Origin of the sequence: Aeromonas simiae (genome assembly GCF_014892695.1) — a bacterium.
Lineage (GTDB): Bacteria > Pseudomonadota > Gammaproteobacteria > Enterobacterales > Aeromonadaceae > Aeromonas > Aeromonas simiae.
Map to the genome: position 1 here is coordinate 1,222,262 of NZ_CP040449.1, position 12,539 is coordinate 1,234,800.

Genomic DNA, 12,539 nt, shown 5'->3' on the forward strand with positions numbered 1-12,539 from the left:
AGCGCCAGTAATTTGACTCTTCGCCAGAAAACTGTAACCGAATATTGCTGCTGCCAAGTGTGGGTTGACCGGGGAGGGTGGGCCCCGCATCATGGCGCCGCCCCGAGAGGGGCCCGTTTATTTACAGCATCTCGTTAGGCGAGGCTCCTGCATAAACACAGGCCACTGATCTCACGACGTCCAGAGACGCCCAAGATCAGGACAGTTTTCATCGGCTTAAGGTGTAAACCCAAGTGGCTTCCGGGCAACCGGATACGTTGTGCAGTGCTAAAGCTAGAACGTGGGGATGCGGGTCTCGCGTGAGCGACCCTTTTCCTGCCTATCTGCTCGTCCAGCAAGGGCTGTTTTCTCTCATCGGCGCATCAGCGCTTCCCGGCTTACCGGGTCACACGAGGAACTCCGTGATGAAGAAAACACACCTGCTTCTTAACTGCCACCAACTGCTCGATCTGACGTCGTTGCAGGCCTGGATGGCGCACAATACCGATCCGGTACGCCGTGCCGATCAGCTGATGTCACTACGACCCGAAGAGCTCAACTGCATCTTCGACACCCTGTCGGTGGGCGAGAGTGAGTCACTGCTCACCAGCCTGCCAGAAGGGGTGGCCGGGCGCCTGCTATTACGGCTGCACACCAGTGTGTTGACCCCGCTGTTGGCTTGGCTCAGTACCGATCAACTTCTTGAGTTACTGCGCCCGCTGCCCCGTCACGAGCAAACTCAGCTGCTGGCCTCCCTCGCAGAGGCGCCGCGCGAGCGGCTGAGTCTGCTACTCACCTGGCCGGCCGAGACGGTCGGAGCCCACATGCGGCTCGATTACCTTGCCCTGCCGCTCACCTGTAGCGTGGCCGACGCCAAGCGTGCGGCCCACGACGGCTGGGATCGGGCCATGACCAGCAAGGAGATCTACGTGGTGGATCAGTCCGGTGGGCTGCGGGGCATACTCTCGCTGCGCTCGCTCATGGTGGCTGAACTGACCCAGCCCATTGGTGAAGTGATGCGTTGCCAGGTCGTCAGCGTCGCCGCCGATACGGATCAGGAGCGGGCCGCCCGCATGCTGGTGGACAGCGCACTTTCGACCCTGCCGGTCGAGGATGAGGGGCGCCTGGTCGGGGTGCTGCACATCGACGATGCGGCCGACATCCTGGAGCAGGAGTCGACCGAGGATGCCGAGATGCAAGGGGGCTCATTGCCGCTCGACAAACCCTACCTTGAGACCACCACCTGGGAGCTGTGGCGCAAGCGTACTCCCTGGCTGTTGGCGCTATTTCTGGCCGAAGCCTACACCGGCACCGTGCTGCGAGCCTTTGAAGATCAGTTGGAGGCGGTGATCGCCCTGGCCTTCTTCATCCCACTGCTGATCGGCACGGGGGGCAACAGCGGCACCCAGATCACCACCACCATAGTGCGGGCCATGGCGGTGGGCGAAGTGAGTCTTCGCAATGTCGGCGCTGTGCTGCGTAAAGAGCTCTCGACCGCCGGCCTCATCTCGCTGGCCATCGCGGTGGCGGCCTGGGTTCGAGCCTGGATGCTGGGCGTTGGGCCGCAGATCGGGCTGGTGGTCACCCTGACCATCATCGCCATCGTGATGTGGAGCGCTATCGTCTCGGCGGTGATCCCCATGGTACTGCGCCGGCTCAACATCGATCCTGCCGTGGTGTCGGCCCCTTTTATCTCGACCCTGGTCGATGGCACTGGCCTTATCATCTACTTCGAGATTGCCAAGTGGGTGCTGCCCGAGTTGCAGTGATAAATGAAACGGGGCTGCCCAGCGGCAGCCCCGTGTAGTGAGAGGTAAGTCATTACTGCGCACGCAGCTCCAGCGTCCAGCCCATCTCATGGCAGTAGCGCTGCTCTTTTTCCAAGTTCTGCATCAGCAGGCGATTGGCCTCGCACCACCCCTCCGGCAGCTCCAGTGTCATTCTGCTCTCAGCGGCGCTGGCGCGCAGGGAGGGCAGCAACTCATCCTGACGCCTGTGGTGCATGGCCACGGCCAGCCGCAGCAGACGGATGCAGCGCAGCACGCTCTGTTCGTCATGACTCGGTAGCGCGGGCATGTCGTCCGGGCGCAGCGCCTTGCGTTGAAAGCGCACCAGTGCTGCCAGCAGGGTCTGATCTTCTTGGCTGAAGCCGGGCAGATCGGTGTGTTGCAGTATGTAGGCCGAGTGGCGGTGAATGCCGCTGTAGTTGATGGCAAGGCCAATTTCATGCAGCCGTGCCGCCCAGCCAAGCATGGCGCGGTAGGGCTCGCGCTCGAGCTGCCAATCATCGCGCAACATGTCAAACAGGGTCAGGGCTGTCTCTTCCACCCGGCTCGCCTGGCGCACATCGATGCGGTAGTGGCGGCTGAGGGCCAGGGTGGTGCGCTCGCGGATATCGTGGTGTTGCAGGCGCTCCTCGAATTCATAGAGCAACCCTTCACGCAGGGCGCCGTCCGAGTAGTCCATCCGCTCTATCTTGAGGGAGTGGAACAGGGCCAGCAGGATGGCGACGGCGGCGGCGAACACCTCGCGCCGCTCCTCCGGCAGACCGGAGAGCTTGAGGTGGCTCACTTTTTTGCACTCGATCATCCGTTCTCTGAGCTGTTCGAGCGCCCCGAGGGTGATGCCTCCCTCCGAAAGCCCCTCTTGCAACAACACGTCGTGCACGGCGCGGATGGAGCCCGAGCTGCCGAGACAGTCCTGCCAGCCGAGGGTGCGGTACTGCTCGAGGATGGGGTCGAGCTGGTGCTGGGCTTCCAACATGGCGGCGGTAAATTGGCGTTCGCCAAGGCGACCATCGGCGAAAAATTGCTGGGTAAAGCTGACACAGCCCATCTTGCGGCTGGTTAAGGCGGCGGGGGTGAATCCTTCCCCTATGATGAGTTCGGTGCTGCCACCCCCGATGTCGATGACCAGCACCTGCCCCTCCACATGTTGGGTATGAGCGACCCCTTGATAGATGAGGCGGGCCTCCTCCTGACCGCTGATGATCTCGATGGGGTGGCGCAAGATCCGGCTGGCCTGCAACACAAAGTCACGGGCATTGCTGGCGCGGCGCAGGGTGTAGGTGCCGGCGATACGCACGTGATCGGGCCGAATGTTGGCCAGCCGCTCGGCAAACAGCGACAAGCAGGCGAGCCCGCGCGCCATGGCTGCCGGGCTCATCCGTTTCTGGGCATCCATCCCCTCGGCTAGGCGCACCCGCTCCTTGATGCGATCGACGATGCGAAAACGCCCCTCGCTGAGGTGGGCGATGATCATGTGAAAACTGTTGGATCCCAGATCCACAGCGGCATAGAGACTATTGTCCACCGCTCTTCTCCTCGGTCTGTTTGAGGTAGTCATAGATGGCAACCTGGCTGCGCAGCTTGCGGCGGTTGCCACGCTTGACGTAGGCATTGCTCTGCTCGGCATCGATGACCCGCGCCTTGGTGGTGTCGTTCCACTGCAGATCCAGGATATCGAGGATGCGTTGCTTGAGCCGGTCATCATAGATGGGGGTGCCCACCTCGATCCGGCCGTCGATGTTGCGGGTCATCCAGTCGGCGCTGGAGATGAACACCTGCTGTGCCCCCTTGTTGTGGAACACCATGACCCGCGGGTGCTCGAGGAAGCGGTCGATGATGCTGATCACCTTGATGTTCTCGCTCAGGCCGGGGATGCCGGGGATGCCGGGGCGCAGGGCGCACATGCCGCGGATGATCATCTGGATCGGCACTCCGGCCTGGCCGGCGGCATAGAGGCGGTTGATGAGATCCCGATCCACCAGGTTGTTGATCTTGAGGAAGATCCCCGATGGCTGCCCGGCCTTGGCGTTGGCCAGCTCGCTGTCTATCAAGCGAAACAGTTGGCGACGGCTGTTGATGGGGGAGACCAGCAGGTGGTTGAACTTGTAGCGGCGATAGGGGTACTCGATGTAGTCGAACACGTTCTCCACCTCGGCGGCGATCTCCGGGTGGCAGGTGATGAGGGAGAAGTCGGTGTAGATCTTGGCGGTGCGCTCGTTGAAGTTGCCGGTGCCAATGTGGGCATAACGTACCGGCTCGCCGTTCTCCATTCGGGTGATGAGGCAGAGCTTGGAGTGGATCTTGAGGCTCGGCACCCCGAATACCACCCGCACCCCAGCATCGGTCAGGATGTTGGCCCAGTCGATGTTGGCCGCTTCATCGAAACGGGCGCGCAGCTCGACCACCACGGTCACCTTCTTGCCATTGTTGGCGGCGTCGATGAGGGAGTGGATGATGCGCGACTTCTTGGCCACCCGGTAGATGTTGATGCGAATAGCGGTGACCGCAGGGTCGAAGGCGGCCTGGCGCACCAGCTCGGTGAAATGGTGGAACTTGTGGTACGGGTAGTAGAGCAGTATGTCTTTTTGGCGGATGGCGTCGAAGGCATTGACGAAGCCATCAAAGTCGCGGCAATCGAGCGCCGGCAGTTTGGGGTTTTCCAGATAATCGCGGCCGACGTTGGGAAAGCCGATGAAATCCTTGAAGTTGTGATAGCGTCCGCCGGGGATGATGGCGTCGTATGAGCTGATCTGCAACTTGAGCTTGAGGAAGCTAATCATGGCTGCCGGCATCTCCCGCTCATAGACAAAGCGCACCGGCATGGCGGTGATGCGCTGCTTGAGGCCATCACTCATCTTGTCGACCAAGCTGAGATCCAGCTGATCCGAGAGGTCATACTCGGCGTCGCGGGTCAATTTGACCGCATAGGCGGCAATCTCGTCGTAGTCGAAAAAACCCTTGAAGATGGCGTCAAGATTGAGGCGGATGATGTTGTCGAGCAGGATGATCTGCTTTTTGCGGCGTGATCCCTCTGGCGGCAGTTGAAAGAAGCGCGGCAGATCGTCGGTCGGCACCTCGACCAGGGCGTACTGGATCACCTGGCCCAGCTTCTTCATCTCGATAGCCAGATAGGTGCGCTCATCTTTGAGAAAGCGCGCCGGGTTCACCTCCTTGCTCAGCAGTATGGGGGTGATGTGGCGCAGCACCTTCTCGCGAAAGAAGGTCTGCATCCAACTGACCATGGTTTCGGAGAGCTGGTTTTCGTTGACCAAGAAGATATTGTGGCGGGCCAGTTGCAGCAACAGCTCGCGGTAGGTGGCATCGAACGCCTCACCGAGGTTCAGCACCTTCTGCTGGATGGCGCGCAGCAGTACCTTGGCGGTTTCGTCGCCGCCGTGCTCTTCGTTGATGAGGATGCGGCGCTTGACCTCGGAGACGCGCACCTTGAAAAACTCGTCCTGATTGGAGGAGAAGATCCCGAGGAAGCGTATCCGCTCGATGAGCGGTACCGTCTTGTCCATCGCCTCCTGCAGTACTCGCTCATTAAATGAGAGCCAGCTGAGCTCCTTATCTTCGTACAGCTTGTCAGTGCTCATGGTGTGCCTCTGTGATCCTTATGGGCTGCCCTTTATATGACGAAATGATGACAACCTGATGACGTCACCCGGCTTCGTCGATGTCGATCATCAGATCATCGGAGAGGGATTCCAGTGCGGTGACCAGCTCCTCTTGGGTCATCCCCTGTGGCAGGGCCAGCAGGGCGTGAGCATAGAAGAGGGGGGCACCGCTGTGGGCGGCGGCCTCGCAGCCGGTGCTGAGCTCCATCACGTTGACCGAAAGGCGGTGCAGGGCGGCGGAGAGCTCATGAACGATACCGGGGCGGTCGTTGGCGGTCAGGGTGATGAGCAGTTCGCTATCGGGCAGGGCGACCTCGGCCCCCTCGACTAAGGTGACGCGCAGATCTGGCAGGGCATCGAGCGCCTGGTGCAGTGGTGCTACCGCCGCCTCGGGTAGGGTCACTTGCAGTATGCCGGCGAACTGGCCGGCCAGTTCACTCATGGAGCTGGCCTGCCAGCTACCACCCGCCGTGCTGACGGCTTCGGCAAGACTCTCCACTATTCCCGGGCGATCCGGACCTATCACGGTGATAACCAGTTGTTTTTGCATCTGCTTCTCCTTGTCGTGCTCTTGTTCCATTGTGCCTGCGCCGCTGCCTCAGATGAAGCACCCGGACGATAAATTCCCGGCGATGAAGCGGGGTGGTCTGGGTTGTATGCAAAATAAACAGGCTGCGTCACCAACTGACATCCCTCTGGTGGCGTGCTAGAGTATCGCCCGTTTTTTTCAGCCCGAGAGTCGTGGGCGCAGGAGGAGTGATGGGCCTAGTCTGGTTGGCCGTCTTGATGCTGTTGGTGGCGGCCGTGTTGTGGTGGATGCGTCGTGGTGGTAACCCTTCTGATTACCGTCGTCAGGAAGGCGTGCTGGAGGCCGAGGAGCTGGCCCTGCTGGATGCGCTGGAGGAGGCCGTCGGTGATTCAGCGCGGGTGTTGGCCAAGGTCAATCTGGCCAATGTGCTGATCCCTAACGACAAGCTATCCAGCCGCAAGTGGCAGTTGGCTGCGGATGAATTGACCTGTTGGGATCTCGACTATCTCCTCATCGATCGAGAGGATGCCACCCCTCTGTGCGGCATCGTCATCGAAGAGGAGGAGGGCCATGAGCAGGACTTCCGCCGTGAGGCTTGCAAGGCGGCAGGATTGGCGCTGCTGGCGATTCCGCTGGCCGCGGAGTACGACGTCGATGCCCTGCATGAGCAGCTGCACTATTACTTGGAGCCTGAGCTGGGTCTTGAGGAAGAGGAGCCGGAGTTGCCGCCCCACCATGTGGACGAGCATCACCATGAGCGCGAATTTGGTGACGAGCCGACGCTGGGGGCCCTGATGCTCGATGGCGTCGAGACCGGTGGCCGACGTGAGCCGACCTTCAATCCCGGCCTGATGACCGAAGTGGAGGAGGAGCCGCGAGCCCCGCAGGTGAAGCGGATGCATGATACCTGCCCGCGCTGTGATGCGCCCTTGGTGGAGCGCCTGGCCCGCAAAGGGCCACAGGCCGGTCACTACTTCATGACCTGCACCCGTTTCCCCGAGTGCCGTTATGCCACCCTGACCGACAAGCGCGCCGACTGAGCGGTGCATACCAAGAGAGAGCCGGCCCTTTGGCCGGCTTTTCGTTTCTTGCCTAAATGTTTTGCTCGGTGGCATTGAGCAACAGCAAGGCCGGCAAATGCCGGCCTTTGTTACGCTGCGTGGATGATTACTCTTCTTCGATTGCCCAGTGGCGGGAGCGCTCGACGGCTTTTTGCCAGCCGCGGTAGCGCTTGTCACGATCGGCTCTGTCCATCTGCGGGATGAACTCACGATCGACACTGAACTTGTCTTCCAGCTCGTCCGAACTCTTCCAGAAACCGACGGCGAGGCCGGCCAGGAAGGCGGCGCCCATGGCGGTAGTCTCGATGCGGGTCGGGCGCACCACAGGGGTGTGCATCATGTCGGACTGGAACTGCATCAGGAAGTCGTTGGCGACTGCGCCACCGTCCACCTTGAGGGCCGCCAGCTTGATGCCGGAGTCCTGCTGCATCGCGTCGAGCACGTCGCGGCTTTGATAGGCGATGGATTCGAGCGCGGCACGGATGATGTGGTTGCGGTTGGCGCCGCGGGTCAGGCCGACCATGGTGCCACGGGCGTACGGGTCCCAGTAGGGGGCGCCCAGGCCGACGAAGGCCGGAACCAGATAGACGCCGTTGGTGTCGCCCACCTTGCTGGCGAAGTAGTCGGTGTCGCGGGCATCGTGGATGATTTTGAGCTCGTCACGCAGCCACTGGATGGTGGCACCGCCCATGAAGACTGCCCCTTCCAGCGCATAGTTCACCTCGCCCTTCGGGCCGATGGCGACCGTGGTCAGCAGGCCATTTTGCGAGCGAACCGGTTCGGTGCCGGTGTTCATCAAGAGGAAGCAGCCGGTGCCGTAGGTATTCTTGGCCATCCCCTTCTCGAAGCAGAGCTGGCCGAACAGGGCCGACTGCTGGTCACCGGCGATGCCGGCGATGGGGATGCGGGTACCGCCGCCACGGGTGGTGTAGCCATAGACGGAGGAGGAGGGTTTGACCTCCGGCATCATGGACATGGGGATGCCGAGCTCGTCGAGCAGCTTTTGATCCCACTTCAGATCACGGATGTTGTAGAGCATGGTGCGCGAGGCGTTGGTCGGATCGGTGACGTGCACCTCGCCGTTGGTCATCTTCCACACCAGCCAGGTGTCGATGGTGCCGAACAGCAGCTCACCGTTCATCGCCTTCTCGCGGGCCCCTTCTACATTGTCGAGGATCCACTTCACCTTGGTGCCGGAGAAGTAGGCGTCCAGCACCAGGCCGGTGTTCTCGCGTACGTACTCTTCCAGGCCGCGCGCTTTGAGCTCTTCACAGATGGCGGCGGTGCGGCGGCACTGCCAGACAATGGCGTTGTAGATGGGCTTGCCGGTGGCCTTCTCCCACACCACGGTCGTTTCACGCTGGTTGGTGATACCGATGGCGGCGATCTGCTCGCTGTGCAGGCCGCTTTTGGCCAGCACTTCGGTGAACACGGAGGACTGGGTGGCCCAGATCTCCATCGGGTCGTGCTCGACCCAGCCCGCCTTGGGGTAGTGCTGGGTGAATTCGCGCTGGGAAGTCGCGACGATGTTGGCGTCTTGATCGAAGACGATGGCACGGGAGGAGGTGGTTCCCTGATCCAGAGCGACGACGTATTTCTGTTGAGCGGTCATGATGTTCTCCACTTGGTCGGGTAGGGCCGCCACTCAGGCAGCGGCCTCTTTCTTATTGGACAGCTTGGCGGCCTCTTCGGTGGCCACACGATTGCCGGGAACGCAGGGGGCCAGCACCTTCACATAGAGGGCGGCACCAGCCAGGGCGCCGCAGATGGGCCCCATGATCGGTACCCAGAAGTAGGGGTTGGCGCGACCACCGGTGAGGGCGATCTCGCCCCAGCCGGCGACAAAGGCAAACAGCTTGGGACCAAAGTCACGGGCCGGGTTCATGGCAAAGCCGGTGAGCGGGCCGAACGAGGCACCGATGACGGCGATCACCAGACCGATGAGCAGGGCGGCAGCAAAGCCTTTGGGGGCACCGTTGTTGTTGTCACCGATGGCGAGGATGGAGAGCATCAGCACGGCAGTGATGAAGAACTCGACAAAGAAGGCTTGCAGGTTACTCAGCGCCGCATTCGGATAGGTTGAGAAGGTGCCGGCCAGTGCCAGGCTCTCCTGGCTGCCACGCACCACGTTATGGGTGGTTTCCCACTCGGTGAACAGACCACTGTAGAGGGCATAAACCAGGGCCGCCGCGGCAAAGGCGCCGGCAATCTGGGCCACGATGTAGGGCACCACTTTGCGCTTCTCAAAACCGCAGAAGGCGGCCAGCGCGAGGGTGACGGCCGGGTTGATGTGGGCGCCTGAGATACCGCCGGTCACATAGATGGCGATGGCACAGCCCACACCCCAAGTGATCGAGATCTCCCACTGGCCAAAACTGGCACCGGTCAATTTGAGGGCGGCAACACAACCCACGCCGAAGAAGATCAGCAGGGCGGTGCCGATGAACTCGGCGAACAGTTCGCCGGGTAGGGTATTCGGTCTTTGTATGCTCATAGTCTGTTCCTTGTATCCACCGTGAGGCGTGATTCCGTAAATCTGATGTTCTTTCTTGCCGACGTTCGACCCCGAAAGAGATGTTGTTTTTTTATCACTCACGACGTTCGTGATGTTCGTTTTCGCTCGCTCAGGGATGGCGCAAAGATACTCCCATCTCTTGGCGGCTGTTAAATGCGGGCGCGACAAATTGTGCTCGAGATCGCACAAGATGCTAAAAAAATGTGACCACCAGCAAAGTGTGCAAGCGATTTCAAGGGGAAGAATGGCTGGATTGGTTTTGTATGAGTCTTTTGTTTGTGGCTCTTTTTGTTCTTTTAGGTTCGAAATGGGGATGGTGTTGTCTTTTTGTGAGCATATTGTGCTCACAACAACCATGTTAAGCCTGGGGGTTGAGTGAATGCGTTCGAGCTCGAACCCTTGGGGGCAAGAGATGAGCGCAGAGAAAAAATGGGCTTGACCCACCCGGTTGGCGTGTTGAAACGTGACCCTTCGCCTACCTGATCCCCCCCGGCTTGGGGTAGACTGCATGGGCCCCGCCATGCTGCGGGGCATTTTTCGATCACACTGGAGGACCTAGGTGAAGCAAACGCAACGACATCAGGAGATTCTGGATGTCCTCACCCGGCAGGGATTCGTCTCCACGGAAGACCTGGTGAGCCATTTTGACGTGAGCCCGCAGACCATTCGGCGCGACCTCAACGATCTGGCGGAGCAGAACAAGATCCGCCGCCATCATGGTGGCGCTTCACTGCATTCGAGCACGGTCAATACCGCCTACACCACCCGCAAGGTGATGCAGCTCAAAGAGAAGGAGCGCATTGCGCAGTCGGTGGCGGCCCATATTCCCGACGGCTCCTCGCTCTTTATCGATATCGGCACCACCACCGAAGCGGTGGCCCGTGCCCTGCTTGGGCACAGGGATCTGCGCATCGTCACCAACAACCTCAACGTGGCCAGCATTCTGACGGCCAAGGATGACTTCACCGTGATCATCGCCGGTGGCGAAATTCGCAATCGTGATGGTGGCATAGTGGGGGAGGCGACCCGCGACTTCATCGGTCAGTTCCGCATGGATTACGGGGTCATCGGTATCTCCGGCATCGATCTCGACGGTTCGCTGCTCGATTTCGATTATCACGAAGTGAAGATTGCCCAGGCCATCATTCAATACTCCCGAGAGGTGCTGCTGGCTGCCGATCACACCAAATTTGGCCGCAATGCCATGGTCAATCTGGGGCACATCAGCCAGATCCATGCCCTGTTTACCGATCAGGAGCCGCCGGAGAAGCTGGCGAGCATCATGGCCAGCCATCAGATTGAGTACCACCTCTGTTAAGCCTTGGCAGGGGCTGACATCGTCTAGCCCCTGACGCACCATCCGTTTTTCTCCTCCTCTCTTTTCTCTCCTTTATGGGTTATCGGAGTGTTGCCGTTAGGCACACCCATATCCCATTTCGATCACACTTTTTTCATTTTGTGTTCGTTTATTTTCTTTTTGTCTTCTAATATGCTCGAAATTGAGCGTTAAGGCGCGCATAGCTATAAGAATGAAGAGGGTGAACATGAACGAGCATTATGATCTGGTCGTCATCGGTGGCGGCATCAACGGAGTGGGCATTGCCGCCGACGCGGCAGGCCGGGGATTGAAGGTGGCCCTGTTTGAAGCGCGCGATCTCGCCTCGGCCACCTCTTCTAATTCGAGCAAACTGATCCACGGCGGGCTGCGTTACCTCGAGCACTACGAGTTTCGATTGGTGAAAGAGGCGCTGGCCGAACGTGAAGTACTGCTCGGCATGGCGCCCCACATCGCCAAGCCGATGCGTTTTCGTCTGCCGCACCGGCCACACTTGCGCCCGGCCTGGATGATCCGCGCCGGCCTCTTTCTTTATGACAACCTGGCCAAGCGCGATCGGCTCAAGGGGAGTGTTGGCCTGCGCTTTAGCGAGGGCGATGGCCTCAAGCGCGAGATCCGAAAGGGGTTTGAATACTCGGATGCCTGGGTCGATGACGCCCGGCTGGTGGTGCTCAATGCCATGCTGGCCCGGGACAAGGGGGCACAGATCGAGACGTGCACCACCTGTGTCGATGCTCATCGCGAAGGCAAGCGCTGGCAGATCACCTTGGAGCGGGAAGGGGGGGAGCGTTTCACCGTCAGCGCGAATGCTCTGGTCAATGCGGCCGGCCCTTGGGTCAAGCAGTTCTATGATGAGGGGCTGCATCAGCGTTCACCGCGTGGCATCCGCCTCATCAAGGGCAGCCACATGGTGGTGCCGCGCATCCACGAGCGTGAAGAGGCCTACATACTGCAAAACGAGGATCAGCGCATCGTCTTCGTCATCCCCTATCAGCAGGATTTCTCGTTGATTGGCACCACGGACGTGGAGCACAAGGGCAGTCCGCGCGAGGCGCGCATGAGCCCGGCGGAGATCGACTACCTGTGCCAGGTGGTCAATGCCCATTTCACTCGCCAGATCAGCCCTGAGGAGGTGGTGTGGACCTACGCCGGGGTGCGTCCGTTGTGTGACGATGAGTCCGACTCGCCCCAAGCGGTAACCCGCGATTACACCCTGGAGGTGAGCGGGAGTGAGCAGGAGGCGCCATTGTTGTCGGTGTTTGGTGGCAAGCTCACCACCTATCGCAAGCTGGCCCAGGCGGCCTGCCACAAGTTGCAACCCTGGTTCTCGCAGATGGGCGGGGACTGGACTGCCACCACCCGGTTGCCGGGGGGGGAGTTTGATTGTCCGGTACGCGAGCTGGCGCTGGCCTTTAGCCTCGAATTTGAGTGGTTGGATGATCGCACCGCCCTGCGTATCGCTGAGGCGTATGGGGCCAGGGCCAGACTCTGGCTCGGCCAGCCGCACGGTGAAGCGTTTGGTGCCGGTCTGTATGAGGCTGAGGTGCGCTACCTGATCGATCAGGAGTGGGCGCGAACACTGGAAGATATTCTCTGGCGTCGCAGCAAGCTGGGGCTGCGTCTGGATGAGCGGCAGCAGCAGCATCTGGCCGCCTGGTTGGAGCAGTATCTCCACGCCCTGCCAAGGGCGAGCTGATCCGGTCGTTGAGCGTAAG

At 60.5% G+C, this 12,539-nt stretch carries 9 protein-coding genes and 1 riboswitch; of the genes, 4 read left to right on the forward strand and 5 right to left on the reverse strand.

Translation table 11 applies throughout. From position 1 onward, the window contains the following. The first annotated feature begins 123 nt into the window (after positions 1–123). A riboswitch (M-box (ykoK) riboswitch) is annotated at positions 124–293 on the forward strand. Between the two features lie 111 nt (positions 294–404). Further along, positions 405–1,748: a magnesium transporter gene (gene mgtE, locus FE240_RS05785; protein ID WP_193003742.1), complete on the forward strand. Its 1,344-nt coding sequence runs from the start codon at positions 405–407 to the stop codon at positions 1,746–1,748. A gap of 52 nt (positions 1,749–1,800) precedes the next feature. On the opposite strand, the gene ppx is transcribed toward mgtE, so the two are convergent. From ppx to FE240_RS05800, 3 genes are all read right to left on the reverse strand, one after another. After that, positions 1,801–3,291 (reverse strand): exopolyphosphatase, encoded by a 1,491-nt coding sequence (gene ppx, locus FE240_RS05790; protein ID WP_193003743.1) that lies wholly within the window; start codon positions 3,289–3,291, stop codon positions 1,801–1,803. Next, complete coding sequence (ppk1, locus tag FE240_RS05795) at positions 3,281–5,362, reverse strand: polyphosphate kinase 1 (protein ID WP_193003744.1); 2,082 nt, start codon at positions 5,360–5,362, stop codon at positions 3,281–3,283. Before ppk1 ends, ppx begins: the two co-directional genes overlap by 11 nt. 64 nt (positions 5,363–5,426) lie before the next feature. Next, on the reverse strand, positions 5,427–5,933 hold the full coding sequence (locus FE240_RS05800; protein WP_193003745.1) for a glycine cleavage system protein R: 507 nt from the start codon (positions 5,931–5,933) through the stop codon (positions 5,427–5,429). 209 nt (positions 5,934–6,142) lie between these two features. Between FE240_RS05800 and FE240_RS05805 the strand changes: the two genes are divergently transcribed. After that, positions 6,143–6,952: a DUF2726 domain-containing protein gene (locus FE240_RS05805; RefSeq protein WP_193003746.1), complete on the forward strand. Its 810-nt coding sequence runs from the start codon at positions 6,143–6,145 to the stop codon at positions 6,950–6,952. A 127-nt stretch (positions 6,953–7,079) separates the two neighbouring features. On the opposite strand, the gene glpK is transcribed toward FE240_RS05805, so the two are convergent. Together glpK and FE240_RS05815 are read right to left on the reverse strand one after the other, a co-directional pair. Beyond that, positions 7,080–8,585: a glycerol kinase GlpK gene (gene glpK, locus FE240_RS05810; RefSeq protein ID WP_193003747.1), complete on the reverse strand. Its 1,506-nt coding sequence runs from the start codon at positions 8,583–8,585 to the stop codon at positions 7,080–7,082. Positions 8,586–8,618: 33 nt separating this feature from the next. Next, the gene (locus tag FE240_RS05815) at positions 8,619–9,467 is read right to left on the reverse strand and encodes an MIP/aquaporin family protein (protein ID WP_226799022.1); all 849 of its coding nucleotides are present in this window, start codon (positions 9,465–9,467) and stop codon (positions 8,619–8,621) included. A gap of 580 nt (positions 9,468–10,047) precedes the next feature. Between FE240_RS05815 and FE240_RS05820 the strand changes: the two genes are divergently transcribed. Together FE240_RS05820 and glpD are read left to right on the forward strand one after the other, a co-directional pair. Further along, positions 10,048–10,806, forward strand: coding sequence for a DeoR/GlpR family transcriptional regulator (locus FE240_RS05820; protein WP_193003748.1), 759 nt, complete (start codon positions 10,048–10,050; stop codon positions 10,804–10,806). Positions 10,807–11,032: 226 nt separating this feature from the next. Further along, a complete protein-coding gene (gene glpD / locus FE240_RS05825; RefSeq protein WP_193003749.1) occupies positions 11,033–12,520 on the forward strand; it encodes a glycerol-3-phosphate dehydrogenase in 1,488 nt (495 codons plus the stop codon). Positions 12,521–12,539: the final 19 nt, after the last annotated feature.